Source organism: Rhodococcus sovatensis (assembly GCF_037327425.1).
Classification (GTDB): Bacteria; Actinomycetota; Actinomycetes; order Mycobacteriales; family Mycobacteriaceae; genus Rhodococcoides; species Rhodococcoides sovatense.
The window spans coordinates 4209528-4228953 of record NZ_CP147846.1 but is presented as its reverse complement, the minus strand read 5'-3'; the positions used below and the strand labels follow the sequence as shown (position 1 = coordinate 4228953).

Annotated in this window: 16 protein-coding genes and 1 tRNA gene; 13 read left to right on the top strand and 4 right to left on the bottom strand. The window is 63.3% G+C overall.

Annotation, left to right across the window (positions count from 1 at the left end; genetic code table 11):
- Nucleotides 1–58 precede the first annotated feature (58 nt).
- Nucleotides 59–1879 carry a multicopper oxidase family protein gene (locus WDS16_RS19695; RefSeq protein ID WP_338893543.1) on the top strand — a complete coding sequence of 607 codons (1821 nt, stop codon included), beginning with the start codon at nucleotides 59–61 and terminating at the stop codon, nucleotides 1877–1879.
- 240 nt (nucleotides 1880–2119) lie between these two features.
- The gene (locus WDS16_RS19690; RefSeq protein WP_338887011.1) at nucleotides 2120–4021 is read left to right on the top strand and encodes a BTAD domain-containing putative transcriptional regulator; all 1902 of its coding nucleotides are present in this window, start codon (nucleotides 2120–2122) and stop codon (nucleotides 4019–4021) included.
- On the opposite strand, the gene WDS16_RS19685 is transcribed toward WDS16_RS19690, so the two are convergent.
- Nucleotides 4022–4759, bottom strand: coding sequence for an LpqN/LpqT family lipoprotein (locus WDS16_RS19685; protein ID WP_338887009.1), 738 nt, complete (start codon nucleotides 4757–4759; stop codon nucleotides 4022–4024).
- A gap of 249 nt (nucleotides 4760–5008) precedes the next feature.
- Between WDS16_RS19685 and WDS16_RS19680 the strand changes: the two genes are divergently transcribed.
- The 10 genes from WDS16_RS19680 to WDS16_RS19635 all read left to right on the top strand — a co-directional run bounded on the left by WDS16_RS19680 (nucleotide 5009) and on the right by WDS16_RS19635 (nucleotide 15154).
- Nucleotides 5009–5599 carry a TetR/AcrR family transcriptional regulator gene (locus WDS16_RS19680; RefSeq protein ID WP_422395688.1) on the top strand — a complete coding sequence of 197 codons (591 nt, stop codon included), beginning with the start codon at nucleotides 5009–5011 and terminating at the stop codon, nucleotides 5597–5599.
- Nucleotides 5599–7086 (top strand): NAD(P)/FAD-dependent oxidoreductase, encoded by a 1488-nt coding sequence (locus WDS16_RS19675; protein WP_338893542.1) that lies wholly within the window; start codon nucleotides 5599–5601, stop codon nucleotides 7084–7086. Before WDS16_RS19680 ends, WDS16_RS19675 begins: the two co-directional genes overlap by 1 nt.
- Nucleotides 7083–8771 (top strand): GMC family oxidoreductase, encoded by a 1689-nt coding sequence (locus tag WDS16_RS19670; RefSeq protein ID WP_338887005.1) that lies wholly within the window; start codon nucleotides 7083–7085, stop codon nucleotides 8769–8771. The genes WDS16_RS19675 and WDS16_RS19670 overlap by 4 nt, the downstream gene beginning before the upstream one ends.
- 4 nt (nucleotides 8772–8775) lie before the next feature.
- The gene (locus tag WDS16_RS19665; protein ID WP_338887003.1) at nucleotides 8776–9432 is read left to right on the top strand and encodes a hypothetical protein; all 657 of its coding nucleotides are present in this window, start codon (nucleotides 8776–8778) and stop codon (nucleotides 9430–9432) included.
- A 51-nt stretch (nucleotides 9433–9483) separates the two neighbouring features.
- On the top strand, nucleotides 9484–9954 hold the full coding sequence (locus WDS16_RS19660) for a Fur family transcriptional regulator (protein WP_338887001.1): 471 nt from the start codon (nucleotides 9484–9486) through the stop codon (nucleotides 9952–9954).
- A 74-nt stretch (nucleotides 9955–10028) separates the two neighbouring features.
- A complete protein-coding gene (locus WDS16_RS19655) occupies nucleotides 10029–11546 on the top strand; it encodes a catalase (RefSeq protein ID WP_338886999.1) in 1518 nt (505 codons plus the stop codon).
- 2 nt (nucleotides 11547–11548) lie between these two features.
- Complete coding sequence (locus tag WDS16_RS19650) at nucleotides 11549–12022, top strand: DNA starvation/stationary phase protection protein (protein ID WP_338886997.1); 474 nt, start codon at nucleotides 11549–11551, stop codon at nucleotides 12020–12022.
- Nucleotides 12023–12100: 78 nt separating this feature from the next.
- Nucleotides 12101–12808, top strand: a complete 708-nt coding sequence (locus WDS16_RS19645) for an HAD family hydrolase (RefSeq protein ID WP_338886995.1) — start codon at nucleotides 12101–12103, stop codon at nucleotides 12806–12808.
- Nucleotides 12805–13779 carry an LLM class F420-dependent oxidoreductase gene (locus WDS16_RS19640; protein ID WP_338886993.1) on the top strand — a complete coding sequence of 325 codons (975 nt, stop codon included), beginning with the start codon at nucleotides 12805–12807 and terminating at the stop codon, nucleotides 13777–13779. Before WDS16_RS19645 ends, WDS16_RS19640 begins: the two co-directional genes overlap by 4 nt.
- Before the next feature lie 61 nt (nucleotides 13780–13840).
- Nucleotides 13841–15154 carry a ClC family H(+)/Cl(-) exchange transporter gene (locus WDS16_RS19635; protein ID WP_338886991.1) on the top strand — a complete coding sequence of 438 codons (1314 nt, stop codon included), beginning with the start codon at nucleotides 13841–13843 and terminating at the stop codon, nucleotides 15152–15154.
- Between the two features lie 105 nt (nucleotides 15155–15259).
- Here the strand turns inward: WDS16_RS19635 and WDS16_RS19630 are convergent.
- Together WDS16_RS19630 and WDS16_RS19625 are read right to left on the bottom strand one after the other, a co-directional pair.
- Nucleotides 15260–15333, bottom strand: a tRNA-Pro gene (locus WDS16_RS19630).
- A gap of 18 nt (nucleotides 15334–15351) precedes the next feature.
- Nucleotides 15352–16275, bottom strand: a complete 924-nt coding sequence (locus WDS16_RS19625) for a metallophosphoesterase (protein WP_338893541.1) — start codon at nucleotides 16273–16275, stop codon at nucleotides 15352–15354.
- Nucleotides 16276–16451: 176 nt separating this feature from the next.
- Here WDS16_RS19625 and WDS16_RS19620 point away from each other — a divergent pair, with 176 nt between their 5' ends.
- Nucleotides 16452–16916 carry a GatB/YqeY domain-containing protein gene (locus WDS16_RS19620; protein ID WP_338886990.1) on the top strand — a complete coding sequence of 155 codons (465 nt, stop codon included), beginning with the start codon at nucleotides 16452–16454 and terminating at the stop codon, nucleotides 16914–16916.
- Between the two features lie 80 nt (nucleotides 16917–16996).
- On the opposite strand, the gene WDS16_RS19615 is transcribed toward WDS16_RS19620, so the two are convergent.
- Nucleotides 16997–19354: a penicillin-binding protein gene (locus tag WDS16_RS19615; protein ID WP_338893540.1), complete on the bottom strand. Its 2358-nt coding sequence runs from the start codon at nucleotides 19352–19354 to the stop codon at nucleotides 16997–16999.
- Between the last annotated feature and the right edge of the window lie 72 nt (nucleotides 19355–19426).

Sequence of the window (19426 nt, the reverse complement as noted above, 5' to 3'; positions counted from 1 at the left end):
GAGTGTGGGGTGTCGACGGGTGTCGACGAGGCCCCATAGTATGGGCTCGATCACACCGATGGACGGGAGGGTGCGCGTGGATGCAGTGTCTCGTCGATCGGCGTTCCGTGCGGCCGGGTTGACCGCGCTGGCTGTCGGAGCGGCAGCGCTGCCATCGAGTACGGCGCCCCGTCGGGCACTGGCCGACGACATTTTCGGAGGCAACAGTCCGCTGCTCTTCCACTCGCCGCCGTTGCAGCCGTTTCGTGACGAGTTGCCCAGGCTGCCGGTCCTGTCGGGTAGTGCGGTGGAGCTCGATGCCCATAGCGGCGCGCATTCCTTCCATGCCGATCTCGCGCCGGCGCCCACCTTCGGATACGGCGAACTCGACTACCTCGGCCCGACGATCGAGAGCGAGCAGGGCCAGCCGTGGACGCTGAGGTACACCAACTCGACCGAAGGCAATCCTCTCGCCGCCGATATCGACACCTCGCTGCACGGGATGAGTGAGCACGACCGTCATCTGACGCCGACGTCGTTGCACCTGCACGGAGGCATCACTCCACCGGACAGTGACGGGCACTCCGAGATGCTGGTGAGGCCCGGGGAGTCCCTGACGCACAGCTTCCCAGGACTCAACGATGCTGCTGGTCTGTGGTACCACGATCATGCGATGTCGATGACGCGTATCAACGTCTACGCCGGGCTCGTCGGCACGAACTTGGTTCGTGATCAGTTCGATTCGGGACTGGCCGACAATTCGCTCGGACTTCCGTCGGGCGAGTTCGAGATACCGTTGGTGTTGCAGGAAAAGATCATGAATCCCGACGGTTCGATGAGCATCCGCTCGAATATTACGGTGCCGCAGGGCAAATGGGAGGGTGGCGGGACCGGAGACGTCGGAGTCGTCAACGGAAAGATCTGGCCGACGATGGAAGTCGCGCGCGGCCTCTACAGGTTCCGCATCGTCAACGCCGGTTCGTACAGTGTGTGGAACCTGTTCTTCTCGAACAGAATGAAGTTCTGGGTGATCGGGAACGACGGGGGATTGCTCGACGCCCCCGTCCAGACCGACGGCATCCGGTTGGCGCCGGCAGAGCGAGTCGATGTGCTCGTCGATTTCGGTGCCGTGGAGCCCGGTGAAGTCATCGAACTTCGCAACGACGAACCGCCACCCGCGCAGGCCGCCTCGCTGGGAGCGGTGCCCATGCCGCTGTTCTGCCAGTTCAGGGTCGCGTCGGCCCGTGGGTTCGCAGGCGAGGTCATGACGATGTATCGCGGTGGCAAAGGCCAGCCTGCGTTGTTGCCTCCGATGCCGACTCCCACATTCACTCGGACCGTCACGGTCAACCAGCCGTCGGCCGGGCTGTCGCTGGCGCCTCCGATGATGACTTTGAACAATCTGCGGTACAGCGATCCCGATATCGAAATGCCCGCGCAGGGGGTCGTCGAGCAGTGGAACATTGTCAATACGACACTCGAACCGCATCCGATCCATCTACATCTCGTGCATTTTCGTACCCTCGGTCGGGCACCGGTCGATCTCGCGGCCTACCAGCGTGACAACCCCCGACCGGGCATCGGCGTGAAGTGGGCACCCGACGTCGAGCGCTACTGCACCGGGCCGCTGGTTGCGCCCGCCCCGTGGGAAGCCGGCGCCAAGGACACCGTCAACACCTACCCGGGCACCGTGACGCGAATCCTCGTGCGGTTCCCTCTCGCCGACGAACTCGGATTCGACCCCGACGCAACGTTTTCCACCATCTCCAACCATCATGCATCGAGCCAGCACGCATCTCGGCATGGAAGTGGCTCGGAGTTGCGGGGCTACATGTGGCACTGCCACATGCTCGACCACGAGGATCACGAGATGATGCTGCGATATCGGGTGTTGGGCTGACCGCACGAACCTCGCACTCATTACTTTGCGCAAATATCTACATGGCGGCGAATTCGACGGAACCCCAGCCTGAGTCGAGTATCGGTACCTGCCCTGGACATTCCCTTTGTCATAGAAACGAAAGGAAAGCACGGTAATCGATAACGGTTGGAATTCGATTGGACTACGGGTCTGCACGATTCGGGAAGGTGTGGCTCAATTGATTCCTCTGTGCTGTCGGGGCCGAAGGTGGAGGGTTGTGTGGACTACAAGCTGCTCGGCCCACTGCGAGTCCTGCGCGACGGTGAGCCCTTGCCTCTGGGAGGGCCGAAACAACGCGCGGTTCTAGCGGTTCTGCTTCTTTCCCACGGGCATGTCGTGGAGTTCGGCGCGGTGATCGAGGCGGTGTGGAACGGGAGCCCACCCGTCAAAGCGATCAGTTCGGTTCGTGCTTATGTGGCCAATCTGCGGCGGGTGCTTGGCCCCGAATCGTTGGTGACGACGTCGTACGGCTACCGGCTCGACCTGGGGACAGGAGAGCTGGATGTCGACTGCTTCGAGTCCCTGGCCGCGGCTGGGCGCATCGAATCTCGGAACGGAGATCATGCTCGTGCGTGTGAATTGCTGAGCGAGGCGTTGGATGTCTGGACCGGGCAACCGCTGGAGGACTTGCGCGATCTGGCCGTCTCGGTGCACGAGACGCACCGCCTGGACGAGCTCCGCGCCGATATCGTCGAAGCGTACTTCGACTGCAGACTCATGCTCGGACACCACGTCGACATCGTCGGACAGCTAGAAGACCAGATCGTGATATCTCCTCTGCGAGAGCGGTTGTGGTGGCAGCTGATGCTCGCGTTGTATCGAGCGAACCGGCGAGCCGACGCATTGCGTGCGTTCGGTCGCGCGGAACTGCTGCTGAACGACGAGCTGGGTATCGAGCCCGGTGCGGCCTTGGTCTCGCTCGAAGCGGAGATCAGGCGGCAGTCCGCGACGCTGGGGTGGCGTGAACCAGCCCACCCCCTTGTTGTCGTCGACCGACCCGACTCCTGCTTGTTCGGTCGGGACGCGGAGATGCAGAGGATCGACGATGCCCTCGTCGGCGCCGAATGCGGTGAGGGGCGTGTGTTCGTCTTGGCCGGAGAAGCGGGTATCGGAAAGACCGCTATGGCCAGTGAAGCGGTCGTGCGGGCCGAGTCCGTCGGGTTCACCGCAGCGTGGTCGTGCCCGCCCGAAGGGATTCGACAACCGCAACTGTGGTCGTGGGTGCAGGTGTTGCGCTCACTGGGAGACAACGCCGGACGAGGGCAGCTGGCGCGTGCGGCCGAGGTGATCGCGCCGCAGCTACTGGAGCTTCTGCCGGGGTGGCCGCTGCCGTCGAACGTCCTTCCGTCGAATATCAAGGAGAACTACCGCGCCGACTTCCTGATTCTGGACAGCGTCGTACTTGCACTTCATCGTCTCGTCGAGGGGCACCCCACCCTGGTTGTGCTCGACGATCTCGATCGGGCCGATCGCGCCAGCCGCGAGGTGCTCCAGCTCGTAGTCGGCAATCTACGTCAGCTTCCACTCGTCGTCGTCGCGACCTGGCAGGACAACGGTGACGAGAACCGTTCTCGGCGTAGCTCTTTGATTCGATTGACGAACAAGTGCGACACGACGATGTTGCGGATCAACGCGCTCGACGTCGACGCTACCGCGCGGATGGTTGCTCATGCCGGGATCCAGGAGCAGACGCTCCAGCTTGCCGAGTTCATCCATCGTCGGACAGGCGGAAATCCCTACTACACAGCAGAAGTGATACGCGAGATTCGGATCGACCCGACGCGCCGAGATTTCGTACCCGATTCCGTTGCCGCGGTGATCCGCTCCCGCACTTCGACACTTCCACCGGAAACGCGGAAAGATCTGAGAATTGCAGCAGCGCGGCCAGACGCTCTTATCGCGAGGCCGTCGACACATCTCGAACCAGCGGTTGCAGCAGGGCTTCTCGTGCAACTACCGAACTCGAACGCTGTGCGCTTCCTCTGTCCGCTGGTTCGTGATGCGCTTGCCGCGCAGCGCACGCGCGCCGAACTCGCGGACGCGGTACGCGTCGATGCCACCCGCCTGGTGCGGGTGGCATCGACCTCCACCGACAATCTGTGGCAGCAGCTGACCAGCTAGCTACGGCGTGATGGTTGTTTCCTCGTCCACTACCTGCGTTGCGCTGGCCAGCAGATCGATCTGGTCGGGTGTGCCGTCGACGTTGATCTGCATGATGTAGAGCCCGTCCGCGGCGGGGATGACGGCTGTCTTCTGCGCCGAGACGAGTTCCGTTCCATCCTCGCTCGTGTACGTACCGGAGATCTGGTACGCCGGGAATCCGGCCAGCGTCGAGGTCCTGCCCTCGCCCATCGGCGCGAAGTCGGGCAGATTCTGCACCTCTCCCGCCGCATAGTCGATGAGAAGTTGCGGATCGACATTGCCCTCGAGCTTGGACACGATCGCGATCATCGACGGCGTGTAGTCCGCACTCTCGGGTCCGGTGTAGATGATGGCTCCGTATGCCCAGTCCGGCGTCTGCTCACCTGCATCTTCCCAGCCTTCCGGGAACGGCAACACGATCTGAGGTGCGTCGGGATCGCCCATATAGATCGGGGTCTCGACGATTCCCTCGTCGACGATGTAGTCCGCGATGGTGTAGTTCGGACCCGCCGGTGCTGCGGTCGTGGTCGCCGGGGCGAGCTTGTTCACGCTGCTCGTCGTCGATGCAGACTCGGTGGTCGTGGTCGCGGCGGCCGACGTGGATTCGCCCGTTGCCGAACCCTCGGAGTCACTGCTGCACGATGCGGCGAGACCGACCACCACAGCCAAGGTTGCGGCGGCCGCAGCACAGCGTGCGCCTCTACTCGAACGGTTCATGTGTCCTCGATTCTTTCAAACACTCCCGGTGGCCCGACTTCGATGGAAGGCAGAGCCTAGGGCGGCAGTGTTGGAAATCGATTGGAACGCAGTGATCCAATCGAACTCCAATCGCCGCTGTTTACGGTCACCGCCGAACGCGCGAAAAGAGGAAACGGCATCTGAGGGGTTCCGCCTCAGTTTTCGCTGCGCGTAGCGACGCCAAGAACCAACTTACAAGCAGTCTGGACTGTTTGTTGAATTGCAGCTATGGTCGTCGGTGTGACCCAGAGCACCGATGCCCCAGAACGGCGAACTCAAGCCGAACGCACCGCAGGAACCCAGGCGAAACTCCTGGACGCTGCCATCGAATGCCTCGTCGAGATCGGCTTCGCAAAGACCAGTACTCAGGAAATCGCGCGCCGGGCAGGTGTCTCGCGAGGCGCGCAGCTACACCACTTCCCGACGAAGGAATCTCTGGTGATCGCGGCTGTCGAGCATCTCGTCGACCGGCGTCTCTCCGAGATTCTCGCAACCGACCCTGACCCGGAGCGCGGCGTGGAGGTGCTCAGCGAGGCGTTCTCGGGCCCGCTGTTCCATGCGGCCCTCGAGCTGTGGGTCGCGGCCAGAACCGATCCAGCGCTGTACGAGGCGATGGTTCCGCTCGAACGACGGGTCTCCGAGGCGATCATGGGAGGTGCGACCGCGATCATGGGTAGTCGAATGTCGACCGAATCGATCGAGCTCAGTATCGAACTCGCGCGCGGGCTCGCTGTGTCCGCACTGTTCAGGACTGCGGAGGCCGATGCGGCACTGCGCAGTCGGTTGTTGCCTACATGGGAAGCGATGGTGTCGCAATGATGAAACTCCCCGAGTCTGTTCGGGTTCTGGTAGTCGGCGCGGGATTCGCCGGTATCGCGGCGGCGTCGAAAATTCTTGCCGAGGATCCCGGTGCCGATGTCGTGATCATCGAACGAGCCGGCGACGTAGGCGGAACGTGGCGAGACAACACCTACCCGGGCTGCGCGTGCGATGTGCCTACCTCGCTGTACTCGTTCTCTTTCGCCCCGAGTCCGGACTGGACGCACACCTTCGCCCGGCAGCCGGAGATCTACCGCTACCTTCGAGGTGCGGTCGACTCCACCGGACTTCGACAGCGAATCGTCACGGACTGCGAACTGCTCTCTGCCACCTGGAATTCCGCAGCATCGCACTGGATGGTCGAGACGTCGAAGGGATCGCTGACGGCGGACGTCCTGGTTGCCGCGACGGGTGCATTGTCGACGCCCAAGCTTCCCGACGTGCCAGGGATCGAGTCTTTCCGTGGCACGATGTTCCATTCGGCGACGTGGAATCACGAGCACGATGTGACCGGTGAACGTGTCGCGGTCATCGGAACCGGCGCATCGGCGGTGCAGTTCGTCCCCGAAATCGTTGACCAGGCAGCTCGACTCACCGTCTTCCAGCGGACGCCTGCCTGGGTGGTCCCGCGACTCGATCGCACGCTCGGGCGCCTCGAGAAGGCGCTGTATCGGCGGATTCCTGTGTCGCAGAAACTGGTTCGCGGTGTCATCTACGGCTATCGCGAGGCTTACGTCACTGCACTCGCTCACCATCCGAGGGTGCTCCCTGCTGTCACCACCGTAGCGAAGGTCCATCTTCGTCGTCAGGTGAAGAACAAGGCCAAGCGTGCTGCGTTGACTCCCGACTTCATGCTTGGCTGCAAGCGCATCCTTCTGTCCAACGATTGGCTGAAGACGTTGGATCGTCCGGACGTCGACCTCGTGCCGAGCAGATTGTCCGGCGTCACCGAAGACGCCGTTGTCGATGCCGACGGCCACTCCTACCCGGTGGACACGATCATCTTCGCGACGGGTTTCACTCCGACCGAGCCTCCCGTGTCCCATGCGCTCGTCGGCACCGACGGACGAACGCTCGCCGAGCACTGGGATGGAAGCCCCAACGCGTTCCGCGGGACCACCGTTCACGGCTTTCCCAACCTGTTCCTGATGTACGGGCCGAACACCAACCTCGGCCACAGCTCCATCGTCTACATGCTCGAGTCTCAGGCGACCTACGTCGCGGAGGCCCTGCGGCAGATGACCGAACGTCGATTGTCGTCGGTAGAGGTGACGGAACACTCTCAGCAGCAGTACAACTCATGGATCCACGACTCGCTTGCTGGCACGGTGTGGAACTCGGGTGGGTGCTCGAGTTGGTACCTCGACTCGGAGGGGCGCAATCCCGTGATGTGGCCGACCTACACGTTCACCTTCCGTAACTCGACTCGAACGTTCGATGTATCCCACTATCGGGGAATTCCGGCCAAGGAAGGGCAGCAGGTATGAGCGACTTCGACGTACTGGTGATCGGTTCCGGATTCGGTGGGAGCGTTGCTGCCCTTCGGGCTACCGAAAAAGGCTACAGCGTAGGCGTTCTCGAATCCGGACGCCGCTTCGCCGACCACGAGCTCCCGAAAACGAGTTGGCGGCTGCGAAAGTACCTGTGGGCGCCGGCGATCGGCTGTTACGGAGTGCAACGCATCCATCTACTTCCCGACGTCCTCGTGATGGCCGGTGCCGGAGTGGGCGGTGGGTCGCTCAACTACGCGAACACGCTCTACCAACCACCGAAACGCTTCTTCGAGGACCCGCAGTGGGGTGACATCACCGACTGGCACCGCGAGTTGAGCCCGTACTACAACCAGGCCAAACGCATGCTGGGTGTCGAAACGAACCCGACGATCACACCGTCGGACAAGGTGATGAAAGAAGTAGCCGAGGACATGGGCGTCGGCGACACCTTTACAAGTACCCCGGTGGGCGTGTTCTTCGGAACGCCGGGCGCCGAGTCGGCCGACCCGTTCTTCGGCGGTGTCGGACCGACGCGTACCGGGTGCACCGAGTGCGGGTCCTGCATGACTGGATGCCGCGTCGGCGCCAAGAACACCCTGGTGAAGAACTATCTCTATCTGGCAGAACAGGCAGGGGCCGAGGTGTTTCCGCTCACCACGGTCACCGCGGTGCGGCCCCGAGCCGGCGGCGGTTACGAGGTGGTGACGCGCAGAACCGGGGGAAAGCTCAGGCGCGCCGACACCGTCATGACGGCAGATCAGGTGGTCTTTGCGGCCGGCACCTACGGCACCCAGAAGCTCATGCTGGCGATGAAGGAGACCGGTCAGCTGCCAGCGCTGTCGGACCGGATCGGTTCTCTGGTGCGTACCAACTCCGAAGCCGTGCTCGCCGCTACTGCGCGCGGGCGGGAGATCGACTACACCGAGGGAGTGGCAATCACCTCCTCGTTCCATCCGGACGATCACACCCATATCGAGCCTGTCCGATACGGCAAGGGCAGCAACGCAATCGGTCTGCTCCAGACCGTCCTCAGTGACGGTGGTGGACGAACGCCTCGGGTCCTCAAAACGCTCGGCGTGGCACTGCGTCATCCCGGTGCGGCCCTGCGTAGCTTGTCGGTGCGGCGCTGGTCCGAGCGCACGGTCATCGCGCTCGTAATGCAGACCGACGACAACTCCCTCGAGCTGGGCTCGAAGAAGGGATACTTCGGCCGGCGCCTCACCAGCCGTCCCGGACAGGGGGATCCGCCGCCCCAGTGGATTCCACAGGGACATGAAGCAATTCGACTGCTCGCGGACAAGATCGGCGGTGACCCGGGAGGATCGCTAGCCGAGATCGTCAACATCCCCATGACGGCCCACTTCCTCGGTGGATGTGCGATCGGGGCAGGCCCGGACAGAGGCGTCGTCGACGCGTATCACCGGGTCTTCGGGCACGACGGCTTGCATGTGGTCGACGGGTCGGCGGTGAGCGCCAACCTCGGAGTCAACCCGTCCCTGACCATCACTGCGCAGGCTGAGCGAGCCATGGCGCTGTGGCCGAACAAGGGGGAGCAGGACAAGCGGGCGCCGCTCGGTGCCGGCTACCGCGAGATCGTGCCGACCCAGCCCAGGCGTCCCGTCGTCCCCACCAGTGCTCCTGGTGCGTTGCGGCTTCCCCTGACAGTGCGAGGATCCTAGAACTATGTGGAGTGTGAGCGAGTCCGAAACCACCCGCACCGACTGGCCCAAGAGCCCGCCTCCTCCGTGGCCCGCAGACGTGCGAGCAACCATCTGGTGGCACCGCGCCACGCCGTCGGGACGTGCTCTGCTGCCGCAGAAGAACGTGCCTGTGACGTTGGTGATGGTCGTCGACTATCTGAGCTCCCCGGTAGGGCCGTACCGCGAGATCCTGGCGAGCCCGGTCCTGCGACGTCCTGGCCATGGGTTGGGCGCGATGCCGAGGATGTCGGTTCCGTTCATCGCCGTCGACTCGGACGTGTCCGTGCACGGCGGCCGCACGCATTGGCAGCTGCCGAAGGTCCTTGCACATTTCGGAGGCGACGTCCTCGCTCGTTCCTCGGCGTCGGGTGATGGCTGGGCAGTGCACGCCGACGCCAAGGCTCTCGGGCCCGCGTTTCCCATGAAGGGCGCGCTCGGGTTCGCGCAGCCGGTGGACGAAGAACTGGCTCTGGCCGGCGCGAAGCTGACAGGGAAAGCGCGTCTGTGCCGTGTCGAGGTAGACGCGCACGGTCCGTCGCTCGGTTCGTGGCTCCGTTCGGGCACCCATTTCGGCCTACAGATCGTCTCCGGAAAGATGTCCACAGGCCCGGCGCTGCTGGTCAACGACGTCGAGGCATAGCCGCCGGCCTCCTTTTCTTGACTTACTCCAGAAAAGGGGCATACTCGAGTCATGCCACTGGACAACGTGACGACGGACCCGGTAGCGCAATTGCGCTCCGTGGGTCTGCGTGTCACGGGTCCGCGTGTGGCGGTTCTGAATGCGGTCACAGCCCGACCGCATTCAGATGCCGACGACGTGGCAGCGGTGGTACGAGCCGAGGCAGGTTCGGTGTCGATGCAGGCGGTGTACGACGTGTTGCGCGCGTGCGTCAACGCTGGTCTGCTGCGTCGGATCGAACCGGCCGGCTCGCCGGCGCTGTACGAAACTCGCACAGGCGACAACCATCACCACCTGGTCTGTCGTGGATGCCGGAAAGTGGTCGACGTCGATTGTGTCGTCGGCGCAGCGCCGTGCCTCGAATCGTCCGAATCCGCAGGGTTCGTCGTCGAGGAAGCCGAAATCGTGTTCTGGGGATTGTGCGCCGACTGTGCGTCGGCCAGAGATTCAACTGTGCCGGTTCCGGCTATATCCGCTACCTAGACAACCGTTACATGCCTTCCGCGGCCAGCCCCTCGGAAGGCGACCACCTTTTCATCTCTCAGGAGGCTTTGTATATGACCGAGCCAGCCACAACCAGCAACTCTGGAATTCCAGTACCCAGTGACGACCAGTCGCTGACCGCGGGCACGCAGGGACCGATTCTTCTTCACGACCACTACCTCATCGAGAAGATGGCGCAGTTCAACCGTGAGCGAGTCCCGGAGCGCGTCGTACACGCCAAGGGCGCGGGCGCATTCGGTGAACTCGAAATCACCGGCGACATAAGCAAGTTCACCAAAGCGAAGGCGCTGCAGCCCGGTGCCAAGACCGAGATGCTGGCGCGTTTCTCCACCGTCGCAGGCGAGCAGGGCAGCCCCGACACCTGGCGTGACCCGCGCGGCTTCTCGTTGAAGTTCTACACCGAGGAAGGCAACTGGGACCTGGTCGGAAACAACACCCCGATCTTCTTTGTCAAGGACCCGATCAAGTTCCAGGACTTCATCCGAAGCCAGAAACGCATGCCCGACTCCGGTCTGCGCGATCACAACATGCAGTGGGACTTCTGGACTCTGTCTCCTGAGACTGCACACCAGGTCACATGGCTGATGGGCGACCGCGGCATCCCGAAGTCGTACCGGCATATGGACGGATTCGGTTCGCACACGTTCCAGCTGATCAACGATGCGGGCGAGCGCAACTGGGTCAAGTTCCACTTCAAGACCGACCAGGGCGTCGAATTCCTGACACAGGAGAAGGCCGACGAGCTGGCCGGAACCTCACCCGATCACCACCGGCAGGATCTCTTCGGCTCGATCAAGGAAGGTAACTTCCCGAGCTGGACCCTGAAGGTGCAGATCATGCCCTACGACGACGCGGAGAACTACAAGTTCAACCCGTTCGACCTCACCAAGGTCTGGTCACAGAAGGACTACCCGCTGATCGAGGTCGGCAAGATGACCTTGAACCGTAATCCGGAGAACTTCCACGCCCAGATCGAGCAGAGCTCGTTCGAGCCGTCGAACCTCGTACCCGGAATCGGTGCAAGCCCGGACAAGATGCTGTTGGGGCGCATTTTCTCCTACGCCGACGCGCACCGCTACCGGATCGGCGCGAACTACGCCCAGCTTCCCGTCAATGCGCCCAAGTCCCCGGTCAACTCGTACTCCAAAGACGGTGCGATGCGGTACTCGTTCAACTCGGCGGATACTCCTGTCTACGCGCCCAACTCGTACGGCGGTCCGCACGCGAACACCGAGAAGTACGGCGACGACGGTTCGTGGGACTTCGAGCCTCGTTTCGTGCGTACCGGCTACATCGAGCACCCGGAGGACGGCGACTTCGTGCAAGCCGGCACCCTGGTTCGCGAAGTCATGGACGATGCTCAGCGAGAGCGATTGGCGGGCAACATCATCGGACACGCTCTCAATGGCGTGACCGAGGAAGTCCTGGTGCGAGTATTCGAATACTGGAAGAATGTCGACGCCGACCTCGGTAAGAAGGTCGAAGAGGGTGTGCGCGCAGGCCAGTCCGACTCCGCGCCGACCACCAGTCAGTCGCCGACCACTCCCGGCGACGAAGCCGAGAAGGTATGACCATGAGTAATCCGATCTCGAGCACCCTCGACGCAGGCCAACAGAAGATCGCTGGAGATGCGTTGCAGGGCACTGTAGTCGACTTGATCGACCTGTCGTTGATCGCAAAGCAGGCGCACTGGAACGTCATCGGACGGAACTTCCGGTCGGTGCACCTCGGCCTCGACGAACTGGTTGCGGCGGCCCGTGATTTCACCGATGAGGCGGCCGAACGTGCCACGGCAATCGGTGTCAGCCCCGACGGCCGCGCTGCAACCGTCAGCGCGTCGGCTGGAACCAAGGGATTCGGCGAGGGTTGGACCAAGGACGAGCAGGTCACTGCTGCAATCGTGGACAATCTCGCTGCAGTGATCGATCGGCTGCGCGCTCGCATCGCCGATACCGAGGCGGCCGATCCGGTTACCCAGGACTTGCTGATTTCCATCACGGCTCGCTTGGAGCAGCTGCACTGGATGTGGCAAGCCCAGATCGACTGAGTAGTCGAGCGAAGGCCTCTCCCGACAGGGAGGGGCCTTTCGTGTTTCGTGAGCCGATAGGCCGGGTAGCCGTCGACCATGACATCGACCGCAGGCGCAGTTCTGTTCGACATCGACGGCACACTGGTCGATTCGAACTATGTGCACGTCGACACCTGGTCGCGTGCGTTCGCCGATGTTGGTGTGGAGGTGCCTTCGTGGAGGATTCACCGCTGCATCGGCATGGACGGCGACAAGTTGCTCGAAGCGCTCGTCGGCTCTGCCGACAGTGCTGCCGCGCTCGAAGCGAAGGATCTGCACAGCCGCTATTACAGTGAAGCGAGCGGACGCCTCCAAGTACTTCCGGGCGCTCGGGAACTGTTGCAGCGCACGAGTAGTACTGGGTTGACCGTAGTGCTCGCTACCTCTGCGCCCGAGAGTGAACTCGCTCACCTGCGCGATCTCCTGGACGTCGAGGACATCGTGTCGGTCGTAACCTCCTCGGAGGACGCGGATGTTGCGAAGCCGAGCCCCGAAATCGTCGAGGTCGCACTGGATCGTGCGGGTGTCGAGCCCGCGCACGCAGTCATGATCGGTGACAGTGTCTGGGACATGAAGGCCTCGCGCACAGTGGGAGTCACTGGAATCGGCGTGCTCAGTGGGGGCATTTCGGATGCCGAGTTGCGCTCGGCAGGAGCAGAAGCCGTATTCGACGACCCCGCCGATCTAGTCGAACGCTTCGGTGAGAGTCCCATTGCGAGGCTCGCCGATCTGTCCACGATCAAGAACTCAGGAGCCAATGCATGACGAATTTCGGCTACACACTCATGACCGAGCAGTCCGGTCCGAAAGAACTGGTGAAGTACGCGGCCGGCGCCGAGGATGTCGGTTTCGACTTCGAGGTGATGAGCGATCACTACTCGCCGTGGTTGTCCTCGATGGGCCACTCGCCGTATGCCTGGACCACATTGGGCGCCGTCGCGCAGGTCACCGAACGTGTCGAATTGATGACCTTCGTGACGTGTCCGATCATGCGGTACCACCCTGCTGTCGTCGCGCAGAAAGCTGCCACGCTCCAGATTCTCGCCGACGGTCGGTTCACACTCGGTCTCGGCAGCGGTGAGAACCTCAACGAGCACGTCGTCGGTGAGGGGTGGCCGTCGGTCGACAAGCGTCAGGACATGTTCGTCGAGGCGCTGGAGATCATCGAGCAGCTGTTCGAGGGCGGACTGGTCACGTACGAAGGCAAACACTTCCGTGTCGACTCGGCACGAATCTGGGACATGCCCGAGGCAGGTGTCCCCATCGGCATCGCGGCCGGCGGGGAGAAGGCGATCGCGCGTTTCGCGGACTACGGCCATCACTTGATCGCCACCGAGCCGGATCCCGACCTGGTGAAGGCATGGGCGGACAACCATCGGGGACCGGCGAGGGCGATCGGACAGATCCCGATTTCGTGGGACCCGGACAGGGACGCCGCTATCGAGCGCGCGCATGATCGGTTCCGTTGGTTCGCTGGTGGTTGGGCGGTCAACGCGGATCTGCCGACGACTGCGGGGTTCGCCGGCGCCACGAAGTTCGTCAGGAAAGAGGATGTGGCAGAGACTATTCCGTGTGGACCCGACCTCGATGCGATCGTCGAGGCCGTCAAACCGTACTGGGAGGCCGGCTACACCGATATCGCGCTCGTTCAGGTCGGCGACGAGACACAGGAGAGATTCCTTGCCGAGGCAGCGGGGCCGCTGCTCGAGAAGCTGCGAGCCGAATCAGCAGGCTGAAAGTACGCTCCACCTGCAATAGTGGACGCCGGTAGTAGCTTCGTCGGCGTCCAGGAGCGAGATGAACCGTGGGACACGAGCTCGAACAGCGGGCAGTCCGGAGGCACTCGGGCTGTGGCGGCTGTGCGCGGTGGCGAGCATCTGCGGAGTGGTGATCGGGTTCGTCGGAGGAGCGTTCAGATGGTGCCTTCGGCAAGCGGACGAGTTGCGGCTCGAGCTTCTGCAGTGGGCTCACGCCGCGCCGGCGCCCGCACTGTTGATCCCCATCGCCATCACTGCCAGTGGAGCCGGCCTTGCCGCGTTGATCGTGAAGTGGACCCCTCTGGCCGCCGGCAGCGGTATTCAACACGTCGAGGCCGTCGCCAGGGGAGAGGCTCAGTCCCCGCCTCTTCGAGTAATCCCGGCGAAGTTCTTCGGGGGATTGCTCTCGATCGGTTCTGGACTGGTACTGGGCCGTGAAGGACCCACCGTGCACATGGGAGCGGCGGTCGGGGCGGAGGCGGGTCGTCGCGCGCGACTGAACAGCGCGGATTCTGTGTCGATGCAATCCTCGGTTGCCGGCGCCGGTCTCGCCGTAGCTTTCAACGCTCCCATCGGGGGAGCCGTGTTCGTCTTCGAGGAAGTAACGAAGTCGTTCCGCATGCGGACCGTGCTCCCCACCCTGATTGCGGTTGCCGTCGGGACAGGCTGTTCGCGAATCATCAACGGGGACAGACCGGATTTCTTCGTCGGCGGCGTCGACACACCGTCGATCGCGCTACTGCCGTACTTCGTCGTCTTCGGATTGACCGCAGGAATCCTCGGGGTTCTGTACAACAAGATGATACTCGGATCGCTCGAGGTCGCCGAGAGCTTCGACGACGTGCCGCCCACGGTCCGCGCAGTACTCATCGGCGCAGTCGTCGGCGCGCTGATGACGATGGACCAGGCCTACGCCGGTGGCGGTGACGCACTGGTGCAGTCGCTGATCGGGGGCGGAAATCCAGCGGTGGCGATACTCGTCGGGTTCCTGGCCATCCGCTTGATCACTGGGCCGCTGTCCTACGCTTCGGCGACGCCAGGCGGATTGTTCGCGCCACTGCTCGCACTCGGTGCCCTCTGGGGTGCCCTGATCGCGGGGATCACCGACGCAGTCGTGCCGGAGCTGTACACCCCGTCCCTCCCCGCGATGATCGTCGTCGGAATGGCCGCGCTGTTCGGTGCGGTGGTGCGAGCCCCGATCACCGGCATCGTCATCGTCATGGAGATGACCGCGGTGACGTCGGTGGCCGTGCCGATGATCGCCGCGACCGCTGCTGCCGTCCTCGTCGCGCAGCTCGCTGGATCACCGCCGATCTACGACAGTCTGCGTCACCGAATGCTGGGCGACGGGTGAATTCTGCACGACGCGCCCTCGAAGCTCTCGGTCATGGCGCCATTGTCTTACGAAACCGCAAAAAAAGACCCGCCTGATTGATCAGGCGGGTCTTTTTCGATGCTGTCGGGGTGGCGGGATTCGAACCCACGACCTCTTCGTCCCGAACGAAGCGCGCTACCAAGCTGCGCCACACCCCGTGTACCGCGTGCAGAAGTCTAGCTTACGACTGCCTCGGAACGCGAAACGCCCTCGTCCGAGCCCTCTTTTGGGCCAGTACGTGGTGCTGGGGTGAGCGTCAGGAGAGTCGCTTCCGGTCGGCAGCAGAAACGCGCGGGAGCGTACGGCGACGTACCGATACCGGCCGACACGTGTAGCTGCGTGTGCGTGCCCCACTTGGACGGACCTTTGACCCGCGAGCGATCGATGTCGCAATTGGTCACCAGCGCACCGTAGAACGGCAGACACAGTTGACCGCCGTGGGTGTGCCCGGCGAGAACGAGGTCGTAGCCGTCGTCGGCGAACTTGTCGAGCACCCGAGGCTCCGGCGAATGCGTGATGCCCAGACGTAGATCGGCCAGTGGATTCGGCTGACCCGCGATGGTGTCGTAGCGGTCGCGCTTCAAGTGAGGATCGTCGACGCCTGCCGACGCGATGCGGACACCGGCGACTTCCAGTTCGCGACGTACGTGCGTCACATCGTGCCAACCGCGCTCGGTGAACGCCGCACGTAGATCCCGCCAGGGGAGGGATTCGCCGAGGACGCGTGTGTGGTCCTTCTTGAAGTACTTCAGCGGATTCTTCGGCTTCGGGGCGAAGTAGTCGTTGCTGCCGAAGACGAACAGCCCGGGTCGCGACAGGAGTGGACCGAGCGACTGTACGACGGCAGGCACCGATTTCGGATGCGACAGGTTGTCGCCCGTGTTGACCACGAGATCGGGTTCCAGACGATCGAGCTCGCGGAGCCAGTTCTGCTTGAGGCGCTGACCGGGCATCATGTGCAAGTCGCTGATATGCAGTACGCGGAGAGAAGCAGAGCCCGGCTCCAGTACCGCCATGGACGCCTCACGCAGCGTGAAAGCGTTGCGTTCGATCAGAGTGGCGTATCCGAGTCCAAGTGCCGCAGCTCCTGCGGTAGCCAGGGCGGCGGTCTGTACGGGAGCGTGCGCGGCACTGCTCCGGGCTCGCGACGCTGCCGCGAGAAGACCCGCCGAGAGAAGCGGTGATGCATTCTTTTTCACGGACACATCGACAACGATACGGCAGGACCGGTAATCGACGTGCGCGCTCGATCCGAGTCCGCGTAGCGTTCCGTTACATGTCCGAACTCAAGTCTCAGCTTCGATCCGACCTCACCACGTCCATGAAGGCGAGGGACAAGCTGCGTACCGCCACGATTCGCATGCTGCTCGCTGCGATTCAGACCGAAGAAGTTTCCGGCAAGGAAGCTCACGACCTGACCGACGAGCAAGTGCTGAAGGTGCTCGCGAAGGAATCGAAGAAGCGTGGGGAATCGGCAGAAATCTACACCGAGAACGGTCGCGGCGAGCTGGCTGCGAACGAACGCGCCGAGGCTCAGATCATCGACGAGTACCTTCCGACCCCGCTGACCGATGCCGAACTGGCCGATGTTGCCGATACCGCTATCGCACAGGTAGCCGAGGAAATCGGACAGCGTCCGGGCATGAAGCAGATGGGCCAGGTCATGAAGGCTGCATCGGCTCTCGCCGCGGGCAAGGCCGACGGTACCCGAGTCTCGAAGGCTGTGAAGGATCGTCTGTAGCGCTAGCGCTACGCGCAGTGGCACGGTTAAGTGCGCTGGGATGCACTTAGCCGTGCCACTGGCGGCGGAGCCGCCAGTAGTTAGCGCGGCGCCGTCAGACCCGGGATTGCCGGGATCTGGATGTTCGGCGGCAACGCCGGTATCTCGATGTTCGGTCGTGCCGGGGCGGCCGGGGCCGGGGGAGCTTCCCGGACCGAACCGTCGCTGACATAGATCGTGATGGTCGATCCCGGTATTGCGGAGCCCGACGGAGATACACCCGTCACAGTCCCGCGTGCTGCCGAGTTGGCAGTGGTCGCCACAGTCACTTGGAAACCTGCGCCCTGCAGCGTCGAGGTGGCGCTGCTCTGGCTCTGCCCGGTCACGTCCGGAACCTGACCGTTGGCCGAACCCCGCACGTACTTCTGGTCCACCGGCGGCAACTCGATGGGACCGAAATTGTTGGCTACCGGGTCCATTGCCTGGAACCAGGTACGGGCAGGTTCGTTGCCGCCGAAGAGGTTTCCGGAACCACACGGGCGGAGTGGGAACGAGCAGATTTCACCAGGGGTGGGGGAGTCGCCGTAGGTGTACACGGCGGCCGCGTAGCGGTTGGTGTATCCGAGGAACCCGGACGACATGTGCGACTCGGTGGTTCCTGTCTTTCCGCCCATGGGGAGCGTCCAACCGACCGAGCCTGCGGCCGCCGCGGAGGTGCCGCCGGCTTGATCGTCCTTGCTCATCGCGTTGGCGAGAGTGTTGGCCAGACCTGGTTCCACGACCTGCTCGCATGCTTGCTGGGTGACCGGAACCTGCTTACCTTCGCGGTCGAAGACGGCGTCGATCGGTGTGGGTGGGCACCACTTGCCACTGGACGCGAGCGTCGCCGCGACGTTGGACAACTCCAGGGGGTTCACCCAGGTCGGTCCGAGCGTGTACGAACCGAGGTTCTGCGACTTCTGGAAGTCCGCCATGCTCTGCTCATCGAAACCGGATGTGCTGGGATTTGCGTAGGAGCGCAGGCCGAGGCGAACCGACATGTCGACGGTCGGCGTGACACCGACCGACTCGATCAGCTTCACGAACGCCGTGTTGGGCGACTGAGCGAGCGCGTCGGTGATGGACAGCGACGCCGGGTAATTGCCCGCGTTCTCGACGCAGTAGGTGTTGGCCGGGCAGCCACGCGCGCCGCCGTCGCCGAGTCCCCTGACCTCCGCGCGACGCGGGACCTGAAGCGTCGCACTCGTACCGAGACCGCGTTCCATCGCCGCAGCGGTGGTGAACACCTTGAAGATCGATCCGGCGCCGTGTCCGACGAGCGAGTAAGGCTGCGGTTGGACCGTCTGATCGGCGTCTGCGTCGAGGCCGTACGTACGGCTGCTTCCCATCGCGAGGATGCGGTGGGAGTCTTGACCGGGCGCGATGACGTTCATGACGGTGGCGACGCCGTCGAGACTTGGGTTCGTGTTCGACACGAGCGCAGCCTTGGTCGAATTCTGGACGGCGGGATCGAGCGTTGTGCGAATCAGGTAGCCGCCCTTGTCGATCTGCTCGCGGCTGATACCGGCATCGGCCAGGTACTGCAACGCGTAGTCACAGAAGAACCCGCGGTCTCCTGCCGCAATACAACCGCGGGGGAGAGTCTGTGGCACCGGGAGAACGCCGAGTGGTTCGGTCTTGGCCTGACGGAATTCGTCGGCGCGGTCGGGGATGTTCTGGATCATCGTGTCCAGCACGATGTTGCGGCGTTCCGTGACGCCCTCTTCGTTGGTGTACGGATTCAGGGCAGAGCTGGACTGCACCATGCCCGCAAGCATCGCTGCCTGCTTGGCGTCCAGCTGACTCGCGTCGATTCCGAAGTAGGTCTGCGCGGCGTCCTGGATGCCGAACGAGGAATTTCCGAACGGAACCAGGTTGAGGTACCGGGTGAGGATTTCGTCCTTGGTCAGTTCCTTGTCGAGCGTCAACGCCATCCGGATCTCGCGGATCTTACGGGCGGGCGTCGTCTCGATGGCGGCGCGGCGTTCGGCGTCCGTCTTGGCGACCACGAGGAGCTGGTAGTTCTTGACGTACTGCTGATCGAGCGTCGACGCACCCTGTTCGACCTGGCCGCTGGTGGTGTTCGTCAGGAAGGCACGAAGCGTGCCCTGCCAGTCGACGCCCTGGTGCTCGGCGAAGCGCTTGTCCTCGATGGAGACGATGGCGAGCTTCATCTCGTTGGAGATCTGGTCGCTCGGCACCTCGAAGCGACGCTGCTCGTACAGCCACGCGATGGGGTTGCCCGCGGAGTCGACCATCGTGGAGACAGCGGGAACCGCGCCCTCGACGAGTTCGGCCGAGACATTGTCGACGGTGTCGGCTGCGCGGTTCGAGGCGTAGCCGAACCCACCTGCCAACGGGAACATCACTCCGGCCAACAGCGCACCTGCAAGTGCGGAACATCCGGCGAGCTTCGCCACGGTTTTTCCAACGGACACGAAGCACAGCGTACGTGGACGACGGCGGCAGTCCCAGCAGTCGTGAGCGGAAGT